The organism is Nostoc sp. (assembly GCF_036917655.1).
GTDB lineage: Bacteria > Cyanobacteriota > Cyanobacteriia > Cyanobacteriales > Nostocaceae > Nostoc.
In genome coordinates this window covers 19,891-45,663 of the sequence record NZ_JBALCY010000070.1, presented here as the reverse complement: position 1 = coordinate 45,663, position 25,773 = coordinate 19,891, and the positions used below count along the sequence as shown (strand labels likewise).

The 25,773-nt window shown below is 40.9% G+C and carries 21 protein-coding genes and 2 pseudogenes; 13 read left to right on the top strand and 10 right to left on the bottom strand.

All coding sequences use genetic code 11. The annotated features are described in order from the left end of the window. Positions 1–73 precede the first annotated feature (73 nt). Genes V7K30_RS24620 through V7K30_RS24600 form a run of 5 tightly spaced genes read left to right on the top strand, consistent with a single transcriptional unit; the run spans position 74 to position 5,484 of the window. Complete coding sequence (locus V7K30_RS24620) at positions 74–241, top strand: hypothetical protein (protein ID WP_335003789.1); 168 nt, start codon at positions 74–76, stop codon at positions 239–241. Between the two features lie 54 nt (positions 242–295). Then, a complete protein-coding gene (locus tag V7K30_RS24615) occupies positions 296–868 on the top strand; it encodes a hypothetical protein (protein WP_335003788.1) in 573 nt (190 codons plus the stop codon). 55 nt (positions 869–923) lie between these two features. Further along, entirely contained in the window at positions 924–1,727 is an 804-nt protein-coding gene (locus V7K30_RS24610; protein ID WP_335003786.1) for a hypothetical protein, read from the top strand. Positions 1,728–1,759: 32 nt separating this feature from the next. Beyond that, entirely contained in the window at positions 1,760–2,377 is a 618-nt protein-coding gene (locus V7K30_RS24605; protein ID WP_335003784.1) for a hypothetical protein, read from the top strand. Further along, a complete protein-coding gene (locus V7K30_RS24600; protein WP_335003782.1) occupies positions 2,374–5,484 on the top strand; it encodes a pentapeptide repeat-containing protein in 3,111 nt (1,036 codons plus the stop codon). Before V7K30_RS24605 ends, V7K30_RS24600 begins: the two co-directional genes overlap by 4 nt. 147 nt (positions 5,485–5,631) lie before the next feature. Here V7K30_RS24600 and V7K30_RS24595 read toward each other — a convergent pair whose 3' ends face one another. After that, positions 5,632–6,942, bottom strand: coding sequence for an aminopeptidase P N-terminal domain-containing protein (locus tag V7K30_RS24595; protein WP_335003780.1), 1,311 nt, complete (start codon positions 6,940–6,942; stop codon positions 5,632–5,634). A 1,008-nt stretch (positions 6,943–7,950) separates the two neighbouring features. Between V7K30_RS24595 and V7K30_RS24590 the strand changes: the two genes are divergently transcribed. Continuing rightward, positions 7,951–9,192: an FG-GAP repeat domain-containing protein gene (locus tag V7K30_RS24590; protein ID WP_335003779.1), complete on the top strand. Its 1,242-nt coding sequence runs from the start codon at positions 7,951–7,953 to the stop codon at positions 9,190–9,192. A gap of 74 nt (positions 9,193–9,266) precedes the next feature. On the opposite strand, the gene V7K30_RS24585 is transcribed toward V7K30_RS24590, so the two are convergent. The 3 genes and pseudogenes from V7K30_RS24585 to V7K30_RS34365 form a co-directional block, all read right to left on the bottom strand. Beyond that, positions 9,267–10,034, bottom strand: a complete 768-nt coding sequence (locus V7K30_RS24585) for an MBL fold metallo-hydrolase (RefSeq protein ID WP_335003777.1) — start codon at positions 10,032–10,034, stop codon at positions 9,267–9,269. A 3-nt stretch (positions 10,035–10,037) separates the two neighbouring features. Continuing rightward, positions 10,038–10,637, bottom strand: a complete 600-nt coding sequence (locus V7K30_RS24580; RefSeq protein WP_335003775.1) for an anthranilate synthase component II — start codon at positions 10,635–10,637, stop codon at positions 10,038–10,040. 194 nt (positions 10,638–10,831) lie between these two features. Then, positions 10,832–11,280: pseudogene (locus V7K30_RS34365) on the bottom strand (IS1 family transposase); the annotation flags it as partial. A gap of 230 nt (positions 11,281–11,510) precedes the next feature. Here V7K30_RS34365 and V7K30_RS24575 point away from each other — a divergent pair. From V7K30_RS24575 to V7K30_RS24555, 5 genes and pseudogenes are all read left to right on the top strand, one after another. Continuing rightward, complete coding sequence (locus V7K30_RS24575) at positions 11,511–11,924, top strand: secondary thiamine-phosphate synthase enzyme YjbQ (RefSeq protein WP_335003774.1); 414 nt, start codon at positions 11,511–11,513, stop codon at positions 11,922–11,924. 293 nt (positions 11,925–12,217) lie between these two features. Continuing rightward, positions 12,218–12,966 (top strand): annotated as a pseudogene (locus V7K30_RS24570) (hypothetical protein). 32 nt (positions 12,967–12,998) lie between these two features. Then, a complete protein-coding gene (locus tag V7K30_RS24565) occupies positions 12,999–13,787 on the top strand; it encodes a Nif3-like dinuclear metal center hexameric protein (RefSeq protein ID WP_335003770.1) in 789 nt (262 codons plus the stop codon). Between the two features lie 292 nt (positions 13,788–14,079). Continuing rightward, entirely contained in the window at positions 14,080–14,298 is a 219-nt protein-coding gene (locus tag V7K30_RS24560; RefSeq protein ID WP_335003768.1) for a hypothetical protein, read from the top strand. Between the two features lie 631 nt (positions 14,299–14,929). Beyond that, entirely contained in the window at positions 14,930–15,241 is a 312-nt protein-coding gene (locus V7K30_RS24555) for a DUF6679 family protein (protein ID WP_196514463.1), read from the top strand. A gap of 173 nt (positions 15,242–15,414) precedes the next feature. Here V7K30_RS24555 and V7K30_RS24550 read toward each other — a convergent pair whose 3' ends face one another. Beyond that, positions 15,415–17,085 (bottom strand): MBL fold metallo-hydrolase, encoded by a 1,671-nt coding sequence (locus V7K30_RS24550; protein WP_335003765.1) that lies wholly within the window; start codon positions 17,083–17,085, stop codon positions 15,415–15,417. 875 nt (positions 17,086–17,960) lie between these two features. Continuing rightward, complete coding sequence (apcB, locus tag V7K30_RS24540; RefSeq protein WP_335003763.1) at positions 17,961–18,470, bottom strand: allophycocyanin subunit beta; 510 nt, start codon at positions 18,468–18,470, stop codon at positions 17,961–17,963. 356 nt (positions 18,471–18,826) lie between these two features. On the opposite strand from apcB, the gene glnA reads away from it, so the two are divergent. Next, positions 18,827–20,251, top strand: a complete 1,425-nt coding sequence (gene glnA / locus V7K30_RS24535) for a type I glutamate--ammonia ligase (protein WP_335003761.1) — start codon at positions 18,827–18,829, stop codon at positions 20,249–20,251. Between the two features lie 120 nt (positions 20,252–20,371). Here glnA and V7K30_RS24530 read toward each other — a convergent pair whose 3' ends face one another. Next, entirely contained in the window at positions 20,372–20,572 is a 201-nt protein-coding gene (locus V7K30_RS24530) for a hypothetical protein (protein WP_335003759.1), read from the bottom strand. A gap of 605 nt (positions 20,573–21,177) precedes the next feature. Between V7K30_RS24530 and V7K30_RS24525 the strand changes: the two genes are divergently transcribed. Then, positions 21,178–22,077, top strand: a complete 900-nt coding sequence (locus V7K30_RS24525; RefSeq protein WP_335003757.1) for a ferritin-like domain-containing protein — start codon at positions 21,178–21,180, stop codon at positions 22,075–22,077. Positions 22,078–22,690: 613 nt separating this feature from the next. On the opposite strand, the gene V7K30_RS24520 is transcribed toward V7K30_RS24525, so the two are convergent. The 3 genes from V7K30_RS24520 to V7K30_RS24510 form a co-directional block, all read right to left on the bottom strand. Continuing rightward, complete coding sequence (locus V7K30_RS24520; protein ID WP_335003755.1) at positions 22,691–22,978, bottom strand: hypothetical protein; 288 nt, start codon at positions 22,976–22,978, stop codon at positions 22,691–22,693. A 29-nt stretch (positions 22,979–23,007) separates the two neighbouring features. After that, positions 23,008–23,235: a heterocyst-inhibiting protein PatX gene (gene patX, locus V7K30_RS24515; protein WP_335003752.1), complete on the bottom strand. Its 228-nt coding sequence runs from the start codon at positions 23,233–23,235 to the stop codon at positions 23,008–23,010. Positions 23,236–23,342: 107 nt separating this feature from the next. Next, on the bottom strand, positions 23,343–25,214 hold the full coding sequence (locus V7K30_RS24510) for an FAD-dependent oxidoreductase (RefSeq protein ID WP_335003750.1): 1,872 nt from the start codon (positions 25,212–25,214) through the stop codon (positions 23,343–23,345). Positions 25,215–25,773 lie beyond the last annotated feature (559 nt).

Sequence of the window (25,773 nt, the reverse complement as noted above, 5' to 3'; positions counted from 1 at the left end):
GCTAATATTAGTCTGGAATCCTGTTCTGTACATTTGTAGCTTTGTATAGACACTACTCATAACACTAGCTGCTATGCACACTAGTATTGCAGACAACTTGAAAAAACAGTTCCATGCAGCCTGCGCTTTGCAAAGTCTGAACATGAGTCAAGTTGTAGTGGAGATGATTGAGCAATGGCTGAAAGCTAATGAAGTACGGTCGCCTAGTGAATTGCAACAGAAGGAAACTGCTATAAATTAGAGCCTGCTGGTTTTGCTACTGGCTCAACATGGATAAATTAAAGGAGCAGGTTTTATGGATGAGGTTTCTAGCAAACTGCTAGTGATTTTTCAGAACGTCAATGAGTGGTTGAGGTTTGCGGAAGCAAAGAACGCTGTCCTGCTTGCTTTTGCTGGTGCTGGTATTACTGCAACTATAACCCTTTTGGCTACAGCACAAAATCTCCCAAGCTCCTTGCGCGTTGGACTATTGTTAACAACTTCCTTACTTTGCGTTTGTGCTTTATTCTGTTCGCTTTCTTTTCTTCCAAAAAAAAATTTAGAGCGCCTATTATTGGTGCAAACCAAAGCAGCTAGAAATTCAAATATTGAGTTAAAGGATACAGATAATTTATATTATTTTGGACATTTGTACAAATATAATTCAACTCAACTACTAGATATGTTAAACAAGTATTATTTTGAAGAAAATTTCAGCATACGGTACAAAAAAGAATACAAAGACATTGCTAGTCAAATCACAATTAATTCTGAGATTACATTTCTGAAATTTAAGGTTTTTACATATGCCTTGTATGTCTTAATTGCCTCGATTATAGCAATTCCATTCTCAATTATTATAAGCCTAGTTGTTTATAAAACTCTATAACAGAGTCGTATTGTCAAAAAGTTCTCAGGATAGAAGCCATCTGGAAAACTAAGCTATGAGAAAAACTGTAGTCGAACTTGATTTAGTCGGATATGGCAATCTTGTCAAGACAGTAGAAGAACATTTAGGTGTACAGATTGTACCACATCTCAACAATCAAATTCAAGGATTTGTTGATAGTGGGTTAAGCAAAGTAAATCAGAAGCGTGAAGAAGTCGTTATAGCGAGTAATGGAGACAATGCTGTTATCCTCTTTGAGGATACCAATGATGCCTATAGATTTGCCGAAGCTGTTCATCAAGCTACTCAATCGCATAACGCTAAGAAAACTGAACAATCAGCGAAAAGATGGTTCCGTATTGGTGCTGCAACCGGCGAAATTACTGAAGATAATGGTCAGTTTACAGGCTACGTTATCGTTAGGGCTTATCGGCTAGAAGCAAATGCCAAGCCTGGGGAGTTTATTGTTGACTTAGATACATATAATGCTCTCAATGTTGAGCTACAGCAAAAATATGGCATTGAAGAAACGTTAAACGGAAAGTATGATGAAAGTTTTCGAGTTCGGCGTTGCAAAATGATTCCTGACCTGAATCCAACTACAACTGAGCCAACAGTGATACCTACAACTGAGCCAACAGTGATAGGAATTCTTGATTTATTTGATAAACTCAACCCGCGGGATCAAAATCAACGGATTATGGGTATTATAGGTATGCCAGAGGTGCAACGTCCTTCAAGGACTCTTACAATTTTTCAGAGGCAAGACGAGATATTAGACTGGGCTGACAATAATAACAAACTAAAAGAACTTCAAGGTGCGTTGTTGAATTTAATAGGAAGACCGCTCCACCCTTAAATGGCTCATCGGACACAAGCGGCGCTCCGCCGATGAGCCAAACTGTCGCGTCACAACCTGTATCAAAAATTCAAGGTAGAGAATGTATTTGTTGTGATTTAGTTACTTTTGATCCACTGCTTTTTTATGATAATTGTCAATCATCTCAAAATCTACGTCTGATTTTAACCATTAATTTTTGCGAAAGCAAAGAAGAACCAATTCCCCTAAAAGATGGCTCAATAGTAAATATAATCTTTGGTATAAAAAGAGGTAATTTAGAATGTGGATTAACAAATGCAAGGATGGATTTAAATAAAGGAAATTCTTTCGATAACGAAATATACAATTGGAGAGTAATGCATTGCGGTATACCTGAAGCTCCTAAATGGAAATTTACATTGCTCAATGGCTCAGAATTTTTAGAAGGTTCACTGAAAGATCAATGTCTAGGAATTATAGACTTATTAGAAGTAGGTAAATACTTTGAATTAGAGGCAATATTTAAAATAAATGTTAATCGTAATCACATAAAAGTAATATGCTCTGACAGGGGATCGGTAACTAAAACTAAAATACAAAGAGAAAGTGAAATTGGGTTGTGCTTGCAATACCTTCAAGAAAAATATAGACTAGATAATTATGTGAGTAGAGTAGTTGTTAATATATGATGAATAAGCCAACATCTGTTGAAAAACTTGCTGAGCTTTTTCAAGTAATTCATAATCACCCAAATGCAAAACTTTCTGAGCTAGCTCAGAAAGTTGGTCTTGATTTAACTAAGGATTATATAGGAGCAGACTTCAGTGGTGAGGATCTTAGTGAAGATAATTTAAAGTACGCAAATTTTAGTGATGCTGACTTGAGCAATGCTAACCTTAGCCATACTGATTTAAGTGTTGCAAATTTGATCGATGTTAACTTAACAGAAGCTAACCTCACTAATGCTAACCTGAGTGGCACTGACTTGACAGGAGCTAACCTCATTAATGCTAAGTTAAGTGGTGCTAACCTCATAGGATCTGACCTCATTAATGCTAAGTTAAGTGGTGCTGATCTGACGAAAGTTAATCTCATTAATGCTAAGTTAAGTGGTGCTGACCTGACGAACGCTAATCTCATTAATGCTTGCCTAAGAGGCGCTGACTTGAGCGGTGCTAACTTAGAAAATTCTAACCTGAGTAATGCTAATTTAATTGATGCCAATTTTACAGGTGCTAACTTGAGTAATGCTAATCTTAAAGGTGCTAACTTAGAAAATTCTAACCTGAGTAATGCTAATTTAATTGATGCCAATTTTACAGATGCTAACTTGAGTAATGCTAATCTTAAAAATATTGATTTGAGTGATATTAATCAGATAAATCTTGTTTATAAGAGTCAAAATTCAATAAATAATTCTCTCAAAATATTTGAAGAACTTATCAAGGCTGATAAGAAAATAATATCAGCAGCTTCAGAGCTTGATAGCTCTGAAATTATATTTAATGATATATGTAAAAAAATTGAAGAACAATTTGAATTTGACTTTATTAGTATATCATTAGTTATGCCAGAACAAAATACTATTGAAACAGTGTATGGAACTGGTATAGCGACAAAATGGGTTGATCGAGCAAGGCATCCTATTCAAGAAAACGAAAAATTAAGAGATATTCAAGCAGATATAGTTAAAACTGGTCAAACTGAAATTATTAGTGGATGGGATGATCGATTTGACCGAGGTATATATGATAGGTTCGGACATGATAAAGTTATTCGCATTTTTACTCCTATCTTTCTATTTTATGATGAGAAAAAGCATCTGATAGAGGACTGGTTTAATTCCTATAAATGGGAAGAAAATTTTATACAAAAGCAACAAGATGGGCGTGTTTTATACATGGAGGAACGACCTTCAAATGCCAAAGATCGGGTGGTTATTGGCACGTTAGAAGCAGGATATCAAAACCTTGATAGATCAATTACATTTGAACAAGCAAGATCGCTAGCTAAACTGGTTGCTGAGCAAGCATTAAATATTCGTCGAATCAGCCTACGTTATGTTTTAGAAACTATTGTTGAGAGTGCTAGGAGTTTTTTTAATGCTAATTTAGCTACATTGCACTTTTTATGGAATCCGCAACAAGAACAAGAAGGAAAATACATATATGAAGTCTTTAAAGGTGATATTGGTGCCAAAGCATTAGATGAACATGAATTCTCTCCTCGCAAGAATGGGTTAGGACGGAGAGCTATTGATGAAAAAGAAGTTAAAGTAATATCTTATTCTCAAAAAAATTGTAATATCAGCTTTAGTGAAAAAGCGCATTTAAGAGGTTTTAAAGTTTATGCTGCTTTTCCATTATTGATTAATACTACATATGAAAATATACCACGTAGCATATCTACTATTAATCAACAAGAACAATTAAACACTATTGTGACAGGAGTATTATATGTGCATTTTAGAGAAGAGTCTGAATTTACTGAAGAGTTACAACGTCTAGGTAATAATTTTGTTAATACAGCTGTTCATGCAATAACAACTGTTATAAAATATCAAAAAGTGCGTGAAAAAGCACGTCAGCTATCTGCATTGCAACATATTACCCAATCTTTCAATGAGATAGATAAGAATTTGATAAATTATATTGCATGGAATACATTGAACATTTTGGCAGCAGGTGTTGTTATTATTTATGAGTTTATTCAACCAGAAAAAAAACTTCAAACTCCACCCACTTTTGCAGGTAAGTTTTTGGATGAGGAAAAAATGCGAACAGAAACTATTGATGACGATACAATAATATTGTCGCTGATTAATGGTGGAAAAAATGTTTATCCTGATCAAGATTATGGCGAACCTCTTTTAAAAAATTTACCCTTTGCTCAACGAGAAGAAATTAAATCTGCAGCAGGTATATTGTTGAAAGCAAACAATGACATAATAGTCGGAGTCATGTTTATTAACTACCGACGAATTCATAGCTTCTCAAATGAGGAAAAGCAAATAATTGACTCTTTAGCATCTTCAGCGGCTACTGCTATTCATAATTATAGATGGATGCAAAGTTTAAACAATATTGAACGCAAGATCATAAATCAGGAAACCTTAAAGCTAGTTGTGAAAAAAGCTGTACAAATCACAGGGGCAAATGTCGGAGAAATTATTATTGAGTCAAATACCAAAGAATCTATCACGCTCGGTTATCCAAACAGACAGCTAAGTAAAAGTGTTGCTAGTTGGGAAGAAGTTAAAACATATGGAGAATCAAAACTTGTAAATAAGATTAAGGATCAACAAAACTACAAACCATACTTTCATGATTCTAATTCAGAACTAAGTGTACCTCTTTTAGATGAAAATTACTATCTACGGGGTGTGCTGATAGTTGGGAGTAATGAAGATAAAGAATTTACAGAAATAAACTTGCTAAAACTAAAGTATATTGCTAACTTAGCACTTATTGCTATTCAGTATGCAGAAAAAGAAAAAACTGTTCAACAAGAGACAATAGCTACTATTGATCATCTATCTATGAAGTTAGTAAGTCAAATTAATAATGATAAAGATAATAGTTATCAATTTTCGCAAAACGAAGATGATAAAAGTTTGAAGCAAAAGTTAACGTTAGCCAATGATGTAAAAGAAAATATTAGTAGTTTAAACAATGATGTGAAAGAAACTATTAATAATTTAAACAAAGATAATGTAGAAACTAGTCAAGTTCAAATCAAGGATTCTTTCTCAAAGCTAAATAAAGAGGGAAAAATATTATTAAACTCACACTGCTAAAATTAATTACCAATCTTTTGACTTGTTAATTCGGCGTTGCATAATTGCGGGATGATTTGAGACTTTGCAAGCCCTACATAATCACCGCATCCTTGGGTCAGCCTTAATCATCCCATTATTCAGCAACGCCCTTAATCCTTGTTTATCTTATCGTTCCACTTCATCCACTGCCTTGGGAACTCCCGCAGTTAACACCTCATGTCCATCAGATGTAACTAACACATCATCCTCAATGCGAATACCAATGCCAACCCATCGAGGATCAGTCTCTGGCTGGTCTTCTGCTAGTTTGGTATCTGGCACAATATATAGTCCCGGTTCCACTGTCAAAATCTGGCCTGGTTGTAAAATCTGCGGCTTATCTTCACCGTGCTGGTAAACCCCCACATCATGGACATCCAAACCTAACCAATGACTGGTGCGATGCATATAATATGGCTTATATTTCTCTTCTTCAATTAACTTGTCAATTTCGCCTTTGAGGATGCCAAGTTCAACTAAACCTTCCGTGAGGACGCGCACTGCTGTATCATGAATTAATTTGAAGGGATTACCTGGTTGCACTTGAGCGATCGCTTGTTTTTGCGCTGACAAAACAATCTCATACAGCGTCTTTTGTTCTGGCGTAAATTTACCCCCGACAGGAAATGTCCGCGTAATATCCGAGTTGTAATAACCGTAGGCACAACCGGCATCAATTAGCAGTAATTCTCCATCCTGCATTTGACGATTATTCTCAATGTAGTGCAGTACGCAAGCATTCACACCAGAAGCCACAATCGAAGGATAAGCCGGGCCTAACCCACCCCGCACTCGAAAGATGCGTTCCATCTCCGCCTGAATTTCGTACTCATAACGTCCGGGTGCGGCGATTTCTTGTGCGTAATTGTGTGCTTCAGTGGCGATCGCAGCTGCTTGACGCATCAATTCCAACTCAGCTTCGCTTTTGACTAGTCTCATGCTGTTGAGGACAGGCCCAGTATCTTCAATAGCGATCGGCCCTGTACCGCGTTTAGGATAAGTCCGCAGTAAACTCTGGTAATGTCCCAAGATTTGGTCATTAAAAGCGCGATCGCGTCCTAAGTGATAATAAATCCGGCTGGCTTTTTCCAAATACTGTGGCAACTTTTCATCTAACTCGCTAATGGGGTAAGCTTCATCAGCACCATAAATTTCCTTGGCTGCATCTACCCCAGAAAGATAACCAGTCCATACTTCCTTTTCGCGATCCTTCGGTTGGACAAACAGCACAAACCGATGTTCTGAATGATGCGGCGCTAACACTGCAACTGCCTGTGGTTCGTTAAAACCAGTTAGGTAGAAGAAATCACTGTCTTGGCGATAAACATACTCGACATCGTTGTGCATCACTGCCATTGGCGCACTGCGAAAAATGGCTGTGCCATCACCAATTTTTGCCATTAACTGCTTGCGACGCTGCCGATATTCTGCTTGCATAACTGATGTGTGTATTAAAGTATTGTGTTATTTTACACTTTTCACAACTAGAGGATGCACAGATTATCCCTCTTAATAGTTGCTAATCTAAGTTATTCTAACCAATATTTGTTTCAACTCAAGTCATAAATTATTGGAGAATAATCAATTATCTTGAAAGACTCAGCTCCTCGAATTTTTCAATAATTTGGGAATCTTGTTGTTTTTGAATGATTTAGGATATTTATAAAATAATTTTTTAACCGTTCATCTTATATCAATTCTGGTAGTTAATAAGTTAATAAATTCAACAACACACCGGAAAAATATGTCCACTCAACCCACAACAAAAAAGCGATCGCTTCCGTGACCAATCCAATAAAGACGAATTAATGGTATTTATACATACTGAAGATTTTTTAAAAAATCCAATCGGATTGCTATAGTGATTCGGTCAATACTTGAGAAAGTGCCAAGAAAATAAAGGTAAAGATTATACGAATGAATTAGGACTAATGTAGCGATTGCTTCTCTCTTCGCGTATTTGTAACTTTGTAAAAAAAATACGCTTAGTACTTTTTCAAGCTAGTTTTGAGGGTTTTTAGTAAGGAATTTAGTGCTTAAAAAATAAGATTAAAGTCCTTACTACGAACTTGCTTACCCATCAATTTAAACTTGATAGACTACTATTGTGGATATTTTTTATCTGACTGATAAACTGTTAAAGATACAAGTATATTCTTGATACAACATTTAAAGATCAAAGAAAATAGATAAAATCATCAAATTTTATCTGTAATTAATCATATATATAGAAAACAAAACTTTTTTTTGAAATTGCTTGTATAGAACTTGATAATTTCATAATAATCGTTTAAAACAAACAGATATTTATCTTCAAATAATGACATTAACAAATAAAAAATATTTATAAAGAAATCTTGAAAAATTAGTAAATGTTATTTGGTTACAGAAAGAGATTGTCAAAAAAAGTTAAAAAAATATGATAACCAATCATAAAAATACACCATGTCTGGAAATACAAATTCCTCACCCTTATCTTTGAATACATCTGGATGGGCATCAGACTCTTTTGCAAAATCAAAAATCTTGACATCTTCTTTTGAGAATTTAAATTATGATTCGGCATTTGGGAGTAAGAGTTCCTCATATACACTAAAAAATGAACCGTTGACCCAGCCTGTCAAAACGTCAGCAAATCCCAATCCTAATCCTTACTTAACTAGTGCGGCGATTACTCCTGACTTTAACGGTGATGGCAAAACGGACAAAGTTTGGGTCGATTCTACAACCGGTGAGATTATCATTCGGTTGATGGATGGAACAAAAGTTATCGACCAGGGTTCTCTAGGTAAATTCGACCTATCTGCCTATGATTACAAAATTGCTGACTTCAATGCTGATGGCAAAACCGACTTCTTATTACGCAATAAGACAACCGGTGAGAATAGCATTGTGCTGATGGATGGAACCAAAGTTGCTAATTCGGCTGCTCTCACCACCGTTGACCCAGCCTGGACTCCTCAGATTGGCGATTTCAATGGCGATCGCAAAACCGATATCTTCTGGCATAATAATACAACCGGTGAGAACGCTATTTGGGAGATGGATGGCACCACAGTTCTGACTGCAACTGTTCTAGACACTACAGACGCAGCACTAACTCCTACCATTGTTGATTTCGACGGCAATGGCAAGAGTGATATTTTCTGGCGCAATGCGACAACCGGCGATAACACTGCTTGGTTTATGGATGGTACGCAAAAGACTGAATTAGCGCTGCAATCACAAGACGCCGCTTGGACTCCTAGCCTTGGTGATTTCAACGGCGACTATAAGACTGACATTCTGTGGAGAAACGCTCAAACAGGTGAAAACAAGGTTTGGACGATGAATGGGATCATAGTCACAGAGGGTGCTCTGGAGACACTTGACCCAGCCTGGACTTCTAAAATTGGCGATTTCAACGGCGATGGCAAGACCGACATCTTCTGGCACAATGGCACAACTGGTGAGAACACCGCTTGGTTGATGGATGGTACAACAGTTGCTACTCAAGCTTTCTTACCGACTAATACCGCGGCCTTGACACCATCCCTTGGCGACTTCAACGGCGATGGTAAGACCGACATCTACTGGCGCGATCAGACAGCAGGTGCAGACAAAATTTGGACTATAGATGGAACGACAGCGGTTGAGACTCCCATCAGCGATGCAGATAAGCTTGGTGCAGAGTGGTATACGTTCTAAAATCAAAATTCAGAATTCAGGAGGCAGGAGTCATTATTCTTCCCCTGCTCTCTCATCCACTCATCCCCTGCCCCTTAAAACTTGTAACTCAAAACCTGAATCACGCTATTTTCCGGCAAATCTTTAGGGTTAATGGAAATAGTATCTCCATTGCTACGCCGCACTGTCACACCTTGCATCAAGGTCAGAAAATTATCGAGTGGCGAAATATCGCACTTAGCAGCATCAGCGGCTTGTGTCCGGTAATGGGTCGGAATCACCAACTTGGGATTTAACACTTGAACAGCCTGCTTTGCTTCCTCAGCATTGTAGGCTTTTGCACTGCCTCCCACTGGAATGAAGGCTACATCGGGACGCCCCATCAAGATTTTTTGCTCAATGGAAATGGGTGCAGCAGCTCCCCCTAAGTGCAGGATATTAATTCCGCCTTGCTTCCAACTCCAAGAAGTATTTGAGCCAAATTGCTTACCACCTTTGCGATCGTGGTCTATGGCAATTCCTTGGAACTTAATGCCTTTGAACTCGTAAACTCCTGGTTCGTAGATGAGTTTTGCATTTCCTGGTAGTACGTCCACAGCCCCTTCATCCAGCAGTTGGCTGCTAATCAGTACTAAGTCTGCTGCAACTTTTGGTGGACGATACCCAGCAGTACAGCCGACCGACCGAAATGGATTGACGAGAATTTTCGCACCGCCACCAGTAAAAAGAAAGCAAGTATGACCCAACCACTGAACTGATAAACCGCTAGATTGTGCGTCAGCTTGAGATTCAGAACCCAAGGTAGTAACTAAAGCTGTGACCAACCCCGCCCCAGCATAGCCCATCAACTGTCGTCGTTTCATTAATTATGCTCTCGACTGTAACTGTTCCAGAAAATTTCGCAATAACTGCTTTCCTGAAGATGTCAGGACACTCTCTGGGTGGAACTGGACGCCCTGAATGTGAGGATAGTTCCGGTGTCGCACTCCCATGATGGTGTTATCTTCAACCCAAGCGGTGATTTCTAACACATCTGGGCAAGTCTCACGTTCGATTACCAAACTATGATACCTAGTGGCGATTAGAGGATTTTCTAATCCCCGGAAAACCCCCACCCCAGTATGAGACACCTGAGAGGTTTTGCCATGCATCAACTCTGGCGCAGGAATTATTTTACCACCGAATACTTGACCAATGCTTTGATGCCCCAAACAAACACCCAAAATTGGCAACTCTTGGCCTAGCTGTTCAATCAATTCTAAAGAAATGCCGGCATCTTCCGGGCGACCAGGCCCAGGAGAAATAACCACGGCTTCCGGCTTTAATACCCGAATCTCATCTATGGATATCTTGTCGTTACGAAAAACTTTAATATCATCTGCCACTGGGAATTCTGCTGCCAATTCTCCCAGATACTGCACTAAATTATATGTAAAACTGTCGTAATTGTCGATAACTATAATCAAAGCTTATCACTCCTGTTTTTTACCACTCATCAGTTCCAAAAAGTATAGACAAATATCTCATGCTATTTGTTCGCTAGCTGTAAAAATAACGCTGACGTGGACGCGTAGATATAAAGCGGCTACTCTGCGACAAGCCAGTTCCTAAAGATTAACAAGTAATCATTTAGCCAGGATGCTTGGCACGATCGCATTACTTAAATTTTGGGCGTTGCTGAATCAAAATATGAATCATGCGACGGCGAATAGCCCGGCGTAGACATTGCTTCAAGCTTGCGGGTGCATAGCGCATCATCACCGGACTTGAGATAATATATTACTAATCGAATAGAATACTTAAGGATTTCTTCTGAGTTTGAATCACAAAAAGTTTGACATGTAACCAAGCCAGATCATGTCTTAAACGACTGTTTTCTCCCTCTACTCAAGTCATATAAGTTTTCCTCACAATCTGATCTTCATTGCTGATAAAACTAGGGTAAACAGGATATCCATCGGTGACATAAAAATTAGACTGCCAACATCTTAGTTAATCTGCCACAAGAGTTTAAAAGTTTCTGAACTTCGCTTCCCGTAAAACCCCAGATATAATCCCCGGAACACGATGATTTACCGCCGTCCACAGCCATATCTTGTTTTTTTCGGCGTCGTTCTAATTCATACCTCTATTCTGCAACGCCCATAGGCTGCTAGCTTTCCTATGATCAGGTTATAGCTGCTTTCAATTACGTAAAATACAGCAGAGACGCACATCTGTGCGCCCAAAGCGCGTATTGCATCCAAACGAAAACCGCTATAAACTTTATTTATATGGTGAGGCAAATCATCCAAACTAAAAAATCAACGGTTATTAGTCAATAATCAATCAAATTACAGATGACTCACTACCAAAAGTTACTAAAAATTTCCACTACTGGCAAATCTTTTTATAACATCACCGCGAAAATTGAAGCCACAGTTGCAGAGTCGGGAGTGGAAACTGGTCTTTGTACTCTATTTTTGCGCCACACTTCAGCCAGTTTAGTGATCCAAGAAAATGCCGATCCCGATGTCCTTGTGGATTTAGCTAACTTTATGGCAAAACTTGTGCCAGAATCGGGAAAATACATCCACGATGCAGAAGGCCCCGATGATATGCCGGCACACATTCGCACTGCACTCACCCAAACTTCTGAGCATATCCCTATTAATCGAGGTCATTTGGTGCTGGGAACTTGGCAGGGAATTTATATTTGGGAACACCGCCAGCACGGTCATTTAAGAGAATTGGTTGTCCATATTTCGGGATAGAGATTTCTGAGTTTTCATTTATTTAAAGTGTAGCTTTGTAGAGTTTAAATACTCTGTTTATACTGCGTAAACTGTAAATATAATATTGTAACCTGTGCGGTGATATGCATTAAATGAATTTCGCCATGATAAGTTCTTATGAAAAACGTTTTTAAAATTAATCAGATACACAGTAAATAATTCGTGTCATTTTGTAAACTGAAAAGTTAAGTTTATTTGTGATTATTTAATAGCCTACTTGTTTCAAGATAAACTAATATTTAGTATAAGCTGGCTGGGCTATTTAAATTACTATGAAGCAAGAACTGACACAAACTCATACTTTCCAATTTATTGATGAAATGCTTGCCCAGCAGTCTGTTAACCTGTTGTCACTTAATCCCCAAAAAATACTAATTACCAGCTTTGCCGAATTGGGAAATTTGATTACTGAACAAAAGGCCAATATTAAACTCCTCACAACCCTTCAAGAAACTCTCGAATCTATAGTGTATAGTCAGTTGCAAAATTTTCCAGAAAATATCTTCTGGGATTTAGATTTTCTGGTAAGTAGTATGCTTAGACAGGCTTTAGTAGCAGATGAGGGTGCTATTGCTTTTTTAAAAGTTTTTGGTGAAAAGATGATTTCTCTGACAGAGATGTTCGGAAATAAAACGGAAATGCGCTTCCGTTACGTTCACGATTTTATCTATGGATTTGACTTGGCAAGATGGGTACAAAAAGAGCCACAAAAACGCGCACAGATAGAGCCTTTTAGTCTGGTTTTTTTGATTATTTGCTTGCCAAAGGGAAAGAACTTTTACAACGGATTAATCACGGTCAAATCACATCTTATAAACTATGTGACACAGGTTATCGCAATCCCTTCACATTTTCTCGTGAACCACAAGATGAATACCGTCTGCTAACTTATCTTGCTGAAGAACAACTTATCCCGGTAGCAGTGTGGAACTGGAATGCTAGCCCTGTATGGAACAAACCTTTCCAAGAAATCCGCCAGCAATTAGCATTAAAATTAAATATTCAACCACAGAGACACTGATTAGCAATTAAAAATTGCTAAAGAAAATAATTATGAAAATTGCTGATTTAATTACTTGGTTTGAAACATGGGCAAATCCTGCTTGGTGTGAAAGCTGGGATAATTGTGGCTGGCAGATTGAACCAGGAGTTTTGCAGGAAAAAACACGGGTTTTGGTGTGTTTGACACCGACTTTAGCAGTAATGCAGGAAGCGATCGCTCTGAATGCTAATCTGATATTTGCCCATCATCCCTTGATTTTTACTCCTCCCAAATCTTTACGCACTGGTGAAGCGATCGCAGAAATGGTACGGTTAGCTTTTACTCACAATATTGGTGTTTACACTGCTCACACGAATTTTGACCAAGTGCAGGATGGTACTGCTGACGTTTTGGCTCAGATTTTAGAACTCAAAGAAGTGACTCCCATAGTAGCTACACAAGCAGGGTTAGGATATGGTCGTGTTGGTTTGCTAGAGCCATTTTTGACATTACAGGAGTTACTCGTAGCCATTCAAACCCGACTTTCTCCCCCTAATTTGATTTTTTCCCCAACTACTGATTTACAGCAAACAATTTCACGAGTTGCTGTTTTGGGCGGTTCAGGGGCTAGTTACATTTCAGCCGTAGCCAAAACTGGCGCTCAAGCTTATCTGACTTCTGACTGTAAGTTTCATCAGTTTCAAGAAAGCCGCGATTGCAATCTTATTTTAATCGATGCCGGACATTACGCTACCGAACGTCCTGCTTGCGATCGCTTGGTGCAAAAATTCCAGTCTTTAAACCTAGACTGGGTGCAATTAAGTCAAAAGGATGAAGATTTCCGCCAGTTTTTTGCTTGATTGCTTAGATTTCACTATATTTTTGAGATACTTGCCTAAAAGTTTCTCTATGTTTTAATATTGTTAAATCATCTGCCTTTTCAATATTGGTGCTAAAAAGTTTTGCAACCATCTATCTCCGTATATTAATAGCTAGATTCACCTAAAGCTCATATTGTCACCCATTGTTGTGATGTAAATCACTAATTATGTGTAATTATAATCACATAATATTCATGTTCCATATCAATTAGTAGCAGAGGAAAATGTTACACACTTGACCTAACAAATTGTTTACTCTGCCCTAATCAAGATGATTCGTACACTTGTTGAATCTGCTTTCCAAACTGGATATCTTAGTGTTGAATCTGAGGGTTTACTACATCAAGTGCTGACCACTAAATGCTGGAAGGAAGAGGATTTGTCAGCGCTGGCAGCCTTATACAATGCAGTTCGCGCCGGCCAAATTAAACGAGAAGCGTCCTCGTCGAACGTGCTTATGGAATTTCCCCTACCCTATAAATCTTGCTGATAGTCCCATAACACAAGCAGAGTAGCAGAGGGGAATTTTCTCAGGGTATTTTCCCTGTGCCCCCCATATGCTGTGCCCCTCTACCTCTTGTCCCTACTCCGTTGCCTTTTTCTTAGTCATGATCAAGCAAAAACCTTAAAAACTCAAAACTCTTTGGATGTTGTCGTTGAAAACCGTCAAGGTCAGCAAGAGAATGAGTTAAGATCAGATACACATGGGTAAAAGTAAAGCCGAGTCCCCGGACTTCCCAGTAATGCCAATGAGTAAAAGTAGGCAAGTTAAACAACCGCAATCAACGATTGTTTTGGAGTATTCTTTGTTACATAATCGTAATAATGACTCACCAACAAATATGAACCTGGTTAGGACAGGTACCGAATTGTTTGACTTCTATGAAGCAAACATTCCCTAGAATCAGCCAGAGGGAGATTGACTTTATTGCTAGAGCAACCATTGATTGATGACCCAACATTTCCCGATATTTTGAAAACTACAAGCAAGTCTTGGGATAGGGTTATGAAGCGTACTTGTTCTGAACAGTGAAATTAACCTCTTAAAGGTGTAATGTAATGGGGTAGAACCCAGATTTTGACAGGTTTAACTACGTTGTTTAAAAAGGCAGAAACAGTACATGCTACACCGCAAGATTTATCAACTGTGTTGCGATGGGCGCGAGGTATGTGTTTTCTTGCGGGACCAGCAACGCTGGATTGAACGCGCCCGCATCATCGACATAGAGGGAGATTTAGTGACCCTACGCTATGAAACAGAAGAAGAGGACGAAGTTTGTTCTTGGGAAGAAATGGTTCGCCTCGAGAGCATTGGTGCTGTAACGCAAAAATTGGCTTCAGTACCACGCGGTAATGTGGAACCTTTGATGACTGAAGATTGTCCCGAAGCTGAACGCATCCGCAACCATTACACTGACTCGAATCCAGAATAATCAGTGCTGAGTCACCGAAGTTAAGATCGGCCACCGAACTTATGTTCGCCCTTAGCGTTGGCGAAGCCAGACGCTCGCAGACTCGCTAATGCCGGAAGCCGGCGTTCAGAGTCAAGGGAAGCCGCCGTTTTGACTTATCGCCGAGTGCTGAGTAATAAATCCTAACTCAGCACTTAAGACTCAGGACTAGATAAACCTTCAAAAGCAGGACAGTAACCTTCGAGAGTTACCTTAAAGTTATATAACGGGGAAGCTGGATTCCAACACCGCTGCCCCCTTTGATGTCGGCATGTACCGCAACAGTCTACATCTGTCCATGTATAGCGATCGCTATTTTGGCTGAGTAGTTCTCGTTGAGACAATCCCCTTAATACTAGTTCTTCCCCTTGCCAACGAGCTTCGATTAAACCAGTATCGGCAAATTGCCGCCAACGAGAATCAGCAGTAATCACATCGGGTAGGGTGATTGTGATTACTGTTCCCAACTCTGTGAGTTCGCCTTCGTAGTTAGTTTCTGGCGCTGCGGGTTGTAAAAATGTATCGCCGATGAGTAATTCTACTAAGGTGCCAGCCGCCGGGGAATGGATATGGTAGCGGTTTTGCAACTCCTCTAAGCTAGTCAGATCTGCCAAATAGGCAGGAGAACCGTGGACAAAAATGACGTGCTGGGGTCGCAAATTATGAATTAGCTGCGTAGTACCAGGGCCATCACTATGTTGAGCCAGGAGATAGGTTTCGACAGTGGTGGGTGCTAAATATTCTTTGTTAACTTTTATATCAATTTTTTCTGGTACAAGGATCAGCCAAGGGCCTGTGTCTAGTTGGCAGTGTTCACCTAAATCAGATGTAGAGTCGGTAAGGACTATACAAGGTGACTTGCCCACAGTGGGACGATGTTCTGGTTGTAAACGACGCACGCGGGGACGCACCCGCTCATCCCAAAACAAGGGTTGATGGCGGGCAAAGTTCTGCACGGATGGGGGAAGGTGGGGTAGCAGTTCTAGGTACGCATCACACCCAGTTGCGACAGCACCATCTACCCAGATATCTAAATCTCGTCCGGTGAAGTGGTGATGTGACCGTAACAGCATTAATAGTTCTTGACCCAATCCTAAAGCCGGGGTGGGAAGGATTACAGAACAATGGTCAGCGATCGCTCGATTAATTCGCTCTGCTAGTTGATTTTCTTGGTTGCGGCGATGAGGATGACGGGATGTGCCATAACTGCCTTCAATGATCAGCACATCCAAGTCTAAGCCCCGCAGTTCCTCTAAACGCAAACCTTCGACCAACCGGGAGTTTGACAGGAAAAAGTCCCCTGTATAGAGTAGCTTGTAAGTCCGCTGCTGGGTGGTGTAGGTAAGGAGAATTGCTACTGCTCCAGGTAGATGCCCTGCGGGAAATAATTCTGCTACTAGACCCTCTTGGAATTCCACAGGCGATCGCAACGGCAAGGCATGACAAAATTGGGAAATTTCCTCAGCGTCTTGGTCTAGCCAATTCAGCGGCAGTAATTTGCTGGTTACTTCGCTGCCATAAATAGGTAACTTTGGAAAAGCTTCATGCAGTGCCAGTAAGCCTCTGGCGTGATCTGGGTGGGCATGACTAATCAAAACCAAATCTGCTGGTAGGGGCGAACTCGCTCCACGTACCGACTTAGTAAGCCCCTTTGCCAGAGATGAAATATCCTCCAAACCACAGTCCAACAGGATGCGGTGTGGCCCCATCTTTACCAATAAACACACGCCCTCATTGTCATGCTGGACACTATAGGGCAAACATTCTAATTCACTACCTGCTTCCGCAGCATCTACGCGAGAGGATGCCGACAGATTATCCCTCATGCTCTCCTCCCCTCAAACCTCATCATCATGGACATATCCCAAAAGCCAAAAGTTACACAAATTTTGGTTTTGTGACTTAGGGGTAAGTTTATATCGTGCGCCCCTACACCCTGAGAATACGGATTTTTGATTGGGGAGGACGCCTCCACCGAACCCGCACTGGTTCGGAAAGGTGGGCTAACGAGAAAGCCATCAAACTAGCTAAAAAATGCCTCTTGTTTATTTTCCCTTTGCACCTTCTGAGCTATCTTAGCCAACTCCCCCTACGGGAAGCCGCCCAAGTGTCTACAGACTGATCTCAATGTGCCGAGCCATTTCCGTGATAGTTATCTGAATCATAGAATCCATTTTTCGTGCCAAAAAATAAGCACGAAAGCGTAAATATAACTGTTAATCCAGCTAGAATTAGCTTTACATCCATTTGTTTGTTGCCCCTTACTTAAAGACTTTCTTATATTAATTTAGTGCTTCCGCAATCAAACGCAATCACTGGAAAATCTTTACTATGCTTATGTGGATTGGGCAATAGGTAAATTTACCGCAATCAGTCAGATTGTAGAACTTTTCGGTTCACCTGTCCATCCATCTAGACATAAACCAATATGATCGCGATCGCAATCCTCTATAGCCCGCAAAAATCCTCATCTAGAATCTGCTCAATCGAAAAAGGACAAACTGTGGGATACTCACTTTCCTGAAGTATCCGAACCCCAAACTTAGCCCATGATGTTGCCATATGACGGCGAAAGCTTGGATAAAGCCCTTCTCAACCCCTGGTAGGGTTCATAAAAAAGCGATCGCTCCTTGCCAACACAGTCAAAAGTGCGATCGCTATTTATGTTTATGTCAGGGCAGACACCTTGCCCACGCAAAATTTAAATATCCTGTTCGCTCAACTCGCGTGTGATGTGATCAAATGGTTCATCCACAAAAGCAGTATTAACCACACCTGCTGCTGCCACTTGTTCCTTAATCAGATCCTTGAGAATCTGGATACCACGAACTGTAGGCCCAATAGGCACTCCTAGAGAATTGTAAGTTTCCCGTAGTCCTTGCAGCACACGCTCATCCAATACATTTGTGTTTCCAGCAACCAGCGCATAGGTGGCGTAGCGCAAGTAGTAATCTAAATCCCGCAGACAAGCCGCATAACGACGAGTTGTATAGGAATTTCCACCGGGGCGGATCAATTCCGGCAGTTCTTCATACAACTTCAAACCAGCTTGCTTGACAAGTGCAGCCGCGTTAGAATTTATCGCCGCCGCCGCTTGTACTCTTGCTGTACCACTGTCAAAGTAAGACTTCAGGCTATCGATCGCATTCCGGTCAAAATACCGACCAGCTAGGTCATAATTCTTAATTAAACTTGTTACCGCATCGCGCATTCCTTCTTCTCCCAATCATTGCTATTTATGGTTTGATATTTATTTGGCTGCACTTATGCACCACTAAACTTTTGTGCTATTAAAAATAGATTCGGCACAAAAACAATCTATCCACTACATAAGGATTCTATGCCAAAGTTGACCCCTATGTGATGAACTTTCCAGTTTTGTACAGATGATCGCCGAAAGGTTAATATAACCTGTAATCCAGATATCTGTAGCACAGACTACAAAATACCCTAATGTCTAGTATTTAAGATGTTTCAGGTGTGTCACGACTTAATTGAGATCAGCAGGGTTAGGATGCTTTGGAAGATTCTGGTTTACTTTAGGAAATTGGTAGAGAAGGAGTAACAATGACAACACCACAAGAAGTCTTGAAGAGAATTCAAGATGAAAAAATTCAGCTGATTGATCTCAAATTCATCGATACAGTAGGAACTTGGCAGCACCTCACACTGTTCCAAGACCAAATCGATGAGACTGCATTCACTGATGGTGTACCTTTTGATGGTTCCAGCATCCGGGGTTGGAAAGCGATCAACGAATCAGACATGACGATGGTACTCGACCCCAACACTGCTTGGATCGACCCATTCATGAAAGAGCCAACACTAAGTATAATTTGTAGCATTAAGGAACCCCGCACAGGCGAATGGTACAACCGTTGTCCACGCGTTATTGCCCAAAAAGCTGTAGATTACCTAGTTTCCACTGGTCTTGGTGATACAGTTTTCTTTGGCCCTGAAGCTGAGTTCTTCATCTTTGACAGTGCTAGGTTTGCCCAAACTGCTAACGAAGGTTACTACTTCTTAGACTCCGAAGAAGGTGCTTGGAATTCCGGTAAAGCGGGTACATCTGACAAACCCAACTTGGCTTACAAACCACGCTTCAAAGAAGGTTACTTCCCAGTTTCACCGACGGATTCTTCTCAAGATATCCGTACAGAGATGCTGTTGACGATGGCAAAATTAGGTGTGCCTATTGAAAAGCATCACCACGAAGTTGCTACTGGTGGTCAGTGCGAACTAGGTTTCAAGTTTGGCAAGTTGATCGAAGCGGCTGACTGGTTGATGACTTACAAATATGTCATCAAGAACGTTGCCAAAAAACACGGCAAAACCGTCACCTTCATGCCAAAACCAATTTTTGGCGATAATGGTTCAGGAATGCACTGTCACCAGTCCATTTGGAAAGGCGGACAACCTCTGTTCGCTGGTGATAAGTATGCTGGTTTGAGCGAAATGGCGTTGTACTACATTGGTGGTCTTCTCAAACACGCACCAGCGCTATTAGCAATTACCAATCCCAGTACCAACTCTTACAAGCGCCTAGTACCTGGTTATGAAGCTCCAGTGAACTTGGCTTACTCTCAAGGGAACCGTTCTGCTTCTATCCGTATTCCTCTATCTGGCACTAACCCCAAAGCCAAGCGTTTAGAATTCCGTTGTCCAGATGCTACTTCTAACCCCTACTTGGCATTTGCTGCAATGCTTTGTGCTGGTATCGATGGCATCAAGAACAAAATCCATCCTGGCGAACCCTTAGATAAGAATATCTATGAACTCTCTCCAGAAGAACTGGCAAAGGTTCCTTCAACTCCAGGTTCTTTAGAACTGGCGCTGCAAGCACTGGAAAAAGATCACGCCTTCTTGACAGAATCAGGCGTCTTCACGGAAGACTTTATCGAAAATTGGATTGACTACAAGCTAGGTAACGAAGTCAAGCAGTTGCAACTGCGTCCTCATCCTTACGAGTTTTACCTCTACTACGATGCTTAATTAGCAGTCGGATCTAACTAAAAGTAATAAGTTTTGCCACCCTAAAGTAGAGGGTGGCTTTTTTTCCAGAGTTGTCAGTTGAGACATTCACTCAAAAATCAACCTTAAAACTCTTGAAACTTAGCTCATGGAAGCATGGCTGGGCCCATAAATCATCCGAGTGTTAGCATCTACCTTCCCTTGAATCGGGTTCCAGTACTGGGATGCTTCTTCAGGAAGACCAAGTTCTTGTGCAGCCCGCATCAGGATTGATTGTTGGCGATTCTTGACTTGCTGATGTTCACGCACCATTAACGCACGAGATTTATCTGCGATAGACATAACCATAGTCCTCTCTATTTGGTGAATATATAATTTTTGGTTCTTTCAATAACTAATATAGCAAAAATTCTGTAGCATAAGATACTTTTTACAAAAATTTATATTTGCTAAGACTTACGCACTGAAGCCTAAAACTTAGATCCCCCCTAGCTCCCCTTAAAAAGAGGGGAATTTCTAAAGCCCCTTTTTAATTACTAACTTCCGCAAATTGTTTTGCCATGCTGTTGACAAAATCCCTACCTTCTCGAATGAAACAGCCCTGCTTTATAAGGGGGTTGGGGGCGCTGTGTGCATAAATCCTGTTTGCTTTTGCCCACAATATCAGGTATTTTTCTCCCAAAGCTGGAAAAATCTTCCTTAATCCACTTTTCATGACTAAAATCATCTGCCTTCAGATTTATCTCTCCTCAAAAAACCCACCTTTCCCAAGACAGAACATTTATTCGTTACTTTTATTTACACTAAGAAGGTCTGACACTTAAGTTCAACTCAAGTAATTAATTTTTGTAACTTTTACTCTTTTTTTCAGTGACGCGGCCCAATTACAGCAGTTGCAAAAAACTAAGTTACCATCAAATAAAGATTTACAAAAATTTACATAACTTATGACAGTTACCTACCCACGGAAATTTCAGAATGTTTTGAGTGCCAGAGACATATTGAAACGGGTAGTATGCGATCGCGAAATCCATCTAATTACCCTTAACCGCTACCGTTATAGTGAACAACGCAGTTGCAAAGACCTGACTGAGGTAATTGAACAATTGAATGGACAGCCACGGGAACTGGTGCGGGATTTGTCTCATCACATTTCGGATGAAGCTCGTCATGCCATGTGGCTAACTGATTTGCTGATCGATCTGGGAAGCAATGTAGGAACTCCTCCTGGAACTTCCTATATCGATGAATTTGATCGGCTGCTCGACAAAGACGCCTATGACCCAAAACGCAACCTAGAGAACGGTATGATAGCTGCCTTAGCAGCAATTAACATTACTGAAAAGCGAGGTTGTGAGTATTTCTCTGCCCACATTCACGCCCTGAAACAAGCGCCGCAGACAGAAGAAAACATCAAAATTCGGGAAACTATTGAAAAAATTCTGCCAGAGGAAGCGGGACATGTTCGTTGGGGTAACCGTTGGCTGGCACAAATAGCAGATAAGAGTCCAGAACATCGGCAAAAGGTAGAGCAAGCTAAACTCAAGTATGCTGCAATTGAACAGGCAGCGTTTGAATCTGGAATGGATATCACCTTAGGTGCAGAACTGCGAGGAGTTGCCAACCTGGTGGAAGTGGCAAATACCATGCCGCTTTGGCAACGTCCTCAGTACCTGATGGAACGCTTACCCCAGACTTTGCTAGCACCTGAGTTGCAATTTACTAGGATTCAGGCTGCACAAAAACCTTGGCAGCGTGATCCACAGATGTTTATCGAGAAGTTTGTGCCGATGTTCCTCAACGGCATCCAAAGAAGAGAAAATAACCCCAAGAAAACATCTGTGTGAAAAAGATCGGGCATTGGGCATGAATTATTCTCCTCTGCCCCTCTGCTCCCCCTACTCCCCATTCCCCATTCCCCATTCCCCATTCCCCATTCCCCATTCCCCATTCCCCATTCCCCATTCCCCATTCCCCATTCCCCATTCCCCATTCCCCATTCTCCATTCCCCATTCCCTTTTCTTTAAGTAAAATTCATCTAAAAAGACCAAATGCAAATATTTTGCATCTGGCCTTGGGTGTAGAATAATTAAATGACTAAGATGAGCTGGCAGATCCTTCTTAATATTTATTTGGTCGGGAACCATCTGCGAGGAGAACGAACCAGGGCGCAAGAATAGGTTAGGAATAGTAAGATTTGTTGCCAAGTGCAATAAACCTATACTAATTGTGCGAATTCATGCACTAGATAAGCTCAGATGAAACGAAAGGGATTTTATGCTTCGGCAAAGGACGCTAAACAGGCGTCGGAGCGAAGATCAATTAGTTGCTGATGTAGATAACCAGCTACTTAATGTATGAGAAGAAAACCTATTGGGGGATAAAGTTAAGTTGCCTTAAGGCTGTTTCCTCAACAAGCAAAATATCTGAATTAGATGTGCTTTAGATTAACTGATAGCCTAAGTAACATCTATTTCTAGAGCAGTTGAGGATTGAGATGCAGAGCAACAAGCAATATAAGCAACAGTTGTGTAGCTTTTGAGGAGTTGGTGATGCTGTTGATCAAGGCACTTAATTTGATTTGCGTTTTGATCGCCAGGATTGACACCAACTATATATACAAAGCTTGCAGTTGAAATATTAAGCGATCGCTGAAGATTTTCGTGTGTCAACTGTATATATCTTTGCCAGAAAAGCCGTGTAAAAGATGTTAGCACAACATCCTGTTTTCTGGTAATTCTGTTCATTTGGGAAAAGAGGCATTACCTTACGGTAGTTAAACCACAGCATAGATATTTCCGAATTTTTGCGTCACTTCTCTGCGCCCACTACCGCGATGACGTGGCGCATCATCTGGATTTTGTTCAGATGCCGCCGAGAGCCACTGTTCCGAAGCAGGCGTAGAAAGCAGCCCATAGGATAAGTGATTGACCATTGCTTGGCAGTTAAAAGCTAAGGGGCCGAACACCAGACTCGATACTAAAAGTGAAATGGCAGCACGCATAGCAGATGTCTATTTTGGAACTCTCCACTTCACTGATACTTAGCTTTTTAATGAATATCCGGACAATTAATCAAAAAGTATTCTGTTTTACTGAAAATAAACTCTTCTTATCCTCCGTTTAAATGTTCGACTAATAACCAATTACCAAAGTGATTCTGACGACCCCACAATGTAACTAATTGTTCGTGGGGATAAGCGCGTAATTGCTCGTCAATATGCGATCGCAAAGTCACAAGCTGCCAATTTTGCCCTTGATATGCGACTGGTGCTGTGACAGTGAATCTGTATTCCTGCCGATCCAAGCGGTAAAAAATGCCTTTGAAACAGTTACTTTCCCGAATTAATGCCTTGTCAAAAGCAGAGTCAGGGTAATCATTCCCCGATGGGCAAGGGCAATCGCCACTAACTGGATAGGCTTGTGGGTTATCTAAGTAATACAGTTGCCAGTGCCGCCAATCCGAACGATTGGGTGGAAGATTAAACAAAGGAATAATTGCTGTTTTTGAGCGATTATCTGACAATAAAGCTATTTGCAGCGCCCTAACAGGTAAATCCCTCGGCTGGCAGTTTAACTCAACACACATCGCCGCTGCCATCCCCGCTGCTTGACCAATGCCCATAACCACAGGTTGTAATCTGGTGGCACCATTGGCAATGTGGGAGACAGAAATGTTCTTTTCACAGACTAAGAAACCATCTGTTGTGGCTGGAATTAGACAACTGTAGGGAATTGTAAAAGGAGTCCCCGTCCAACGTCCGCCCCAGCGAATAGATTTTGGTTGCAATGGGAATTGAACACCAGGATAATGATGGTCATTGGCGTAGTTACCAACTGCGATCGCTTCTCCTGTCGGAGACGCTTCGCGTAGCTTGCTTCCACGAACGCCTGCCGTAGGATGCCCGAATGGCTGTAGGGCGAACGCATCATTAAATATAGATGCAACTCTACCTCCAGCAACTGGCAAAATATCCTGTTCTCGAATAGTAGTTAGCCCCACTAAGCGGCGGCTTTCCCGGTAATAGGGATGCAGTGCAAAAGCTGTAGGAGTGTGAGGAAATAGTGTTTTTGCTAAACCATAACGACGACCAAGCTGATTTTGGATAAAACGGGCAAAATTTTGGCTTTGCCAGCGGCATTCTTGGATGAATTCACCTCTGGATGCATCCGACTCTATCAGGCGTCCTACTCCTTCGCCGTAGTCATTGCCACAGATTGGCCAATTAATCATAAACAGACCCCCAGGCAAGCGTCCGTAATTCAAAAATGTCTCTGCTCCATAGCCATCCCAAGCACCTGTAAACTGGGATGGATTATCGTTAGGGGCAGCCGGAATTTCTGGGGCTGCATCTACGCCCGTCGTAGACATCGCTTCACCAAAATCTTGCATAATCACTACCCAAGTGGGCGCTTGCACTGGATATTTCTTGGTTAAAGAGTTAAAAGTTACTGGGGCACTGGGTTCTCCCCACTCAGATTGCAATTCCCAACCCCAGCGGTAAGGTATCTCAGCTAAAGGCAATAAATCTCCCAATTCTGTGCCGTCGAGAATAATTTTGGCTGTAACAGCAAAATCCACAAAGCGGACACCAGTAATAGAATTACCCTGCCGGAACACTTCTAAAGGCACTTGTCCAGAAATCCAGTGCAGATTTGGCAATTCCTGCACCCAATCTGCAAAAATCTCTGCCCCAATCCGAGGATCGTAACTAAAAAAGCTTACCCAGCTGTTATCTAATCCTCCGGGCTGTCGTTGTCGCAATTCCTGCAAAAACGCACCCCATAAGCCCGTTTGAAAAGCTTCTAATTCGTTGCCATCGGGTGCAGATACTCCAGCTGAAGTCAGCATCCCCCCCAACCAAGGAAATTCACTCACCAGAATCGTTTTGGCTCCCCGTCGCGCCGCTTGGATAGCAGCCGCAGTGCCTCCGGTTCCCCCACCGACAACTAAGACATCAGCTGTGTATGTCTGATTAACCATTGCTTAACCTCACTGGAGTTTCGACATATTCTCCCCAGATAGCTTGGCATCAAACAAGATAATTTATTTTATTTTTCGGATACTGAGCATTACATTTGGAAACAGTTCATTACTTAGGATGCTAAATCTGTCTGCTAAAAAGCTTCAAACCCTTGTTAGGCAATAAGAGCAGTCGTTATTCTTAGCATATTATGCTTATGTGCGAGATTTAGGCTTCTAACCTGGATTTTAAAGTCAAGTTCTGATGCTTAACTAAAAGTTCGGCATAACAGGTACTGAAGATCCAAAATTATTAATATTAGCCATTTTGAAATCACAAAGAGCGGTGGAATAATCAAATTTCAAACAATCTTAGATTTGCCAGCTAAGAGACAATTTATAAAGTAAATCAAAAGTTAGGGTGTGTTACGGCTTTAGCCTAATGCACTGCTACATAATAAGTAAGTTGGCATAATAAAACCAACCTGTGTGAATAAAAGTAAACAAGGCTCAAACCCTTTTTCCCCCTGCTCCCTGCCTTATTCCAACGATAATTATTTACGCCGACCTACTTAACACG

Excerpts from the sequence above, each read along its gene's own strand:
- V7K30_RS24620 (WP_335003789.1), top strand. The coding sequence starts at position 74 with ATGCACACTAGTATTGCAGACAACTTGAAAAAACAGTTCCATGCAGCC.
- patX (WP_335003752.1), bottom strand. The coding sequence starts at position 23,235 with ATGCGTGCTGCCATTTCACTTTTAGTATCGAGTCTGGTGTTCGGCCCC.
- V7K30_RS24590 (WP_335003779.1), top strand. The coding sequence starts at position 7,951 with ATGTCTGGAAATACAAATTCCTCACCCTTATCTTTGAATACATCTGGA.
- V7K30_RS24600 (WP_335003782.1), top strand. The coding sequence starts at position 2,374 with ATGATGAATAAGCCAACATCTGTTGAAAAACTTGCTGAGCTTTTTCAA.
- V7K30_RS24565 (WP_335003770.1), top strand. The coding sequence starts at position 12,999 with ATGAAAATTGCTGATTTAATTACTTGGTTTGAAACATGGGCAAATCCT.
- V7K30_RS24605 (WP_335003784.1), top strand. The coding sequence starts at position 1,760 with ATGAGCCAAACTGTCGCGTCACAACCTGTATCAAAAATTCAAGGTAGA.
- V7K30_RS24560 (WP_335003768.1), top strand. The coding sequence starts at position 14,080 with ATGATTCGTACACTTGTTGAATCTGCTTTCCAAACTGGATATCTTAGT.
- V7K30_RS24575 (WP_335003774.1), top strand. The coding sequence starts at position 11,511 with ATGACTCACTACCAAAAGTTACTAAAAATTTCCACTACTGGCAAATCT.
- V7K30_RS24610 (WP_335003786.1), top strand. The coding sequence starts at position 924 with ATGAGAAAAACTGTAGTCGAACTTGATTTAGTCGGATATGGCAATCTT.
- apcB (WP_335003763.1), bottom strand. The coding sequence starts at position 18,470 with ATGCGCGATGCGGTAACAAGTTTAATTAAGAATTATGACCTAGCTGGT.
- V7K30_RS24550 (WP_335003765.1), bottom strand. The coding sequence starts at position 17,085 with ATGAGGGATAATCTGTCGGCATCCTCTCGCGTAGATGCTGCGGAAGCA.
- V7K30_RS24555 (WP_196514463.1), top strand. The coding sequence starts at position 14,930 with ATGCTACACCGCAAGATTTATCAACTGTGTTGCGATGGGCGCGAGGTA.
- V7K30_RS24615 (WP_335003788.1), top strand. The coding sequence starts at position 296 with ATGGATGAGGTTTCTAGCAAACTGCTAGTGATTTTTCAGAACGTCAAT.
- V7K30_RS24520 (WP_335003755.1), bottom strand. The coding sequence starts at position 22,978 with ATGAACAGAATTACCAGAAAACAGGATGTTGTGCTAACATCTTTTACA.
- V7K30_RS24525 (WP_335003757.1), top strand. The coding sequence starts at position 21,178 with ATGACAGTTACCTACCCACGGAAATTTCAGAATGTTTTGAGTGCCAGA.
- glnA (WP_335003761.1), top strand. The coding sequence starts at position 18,827 with ATGACAACACCACAAGAAGTCTTGAAGAGAATTCAAGATGAAAAAATT.
- V7K30_RS24530 (WP_335003759.1), bottom strand. The coding sequence starts at position 20,572 with ATGTCTATCGCAGATAAATCTCGTGCGTTAATGGTGCGTGAACATCAG.
- V7K30_RS24510 (WP_335003750.1), bottom strand. The coding sequence starts at position 25,214 with ATGGTTAATCAGACATACACAGCTGATGTCTTAGTTGTCGGTGGGGGA.
- V7K30_RS24585 (WP_335003777.1), bottom strand. The coding sequence starts at position 10,034 with ATGAAACGACGACAGTTGATGGGCTATGCTGGGGCGGGGTTGGTCACA.
- V7K30_RS24595 (WP_335003780.1), bottom strand. The coding sequence starts at position 6,942 with ATGCAAGCAGAATATCGGCAGCGTCGCAAGCAGTTAATGGCAAAAATT.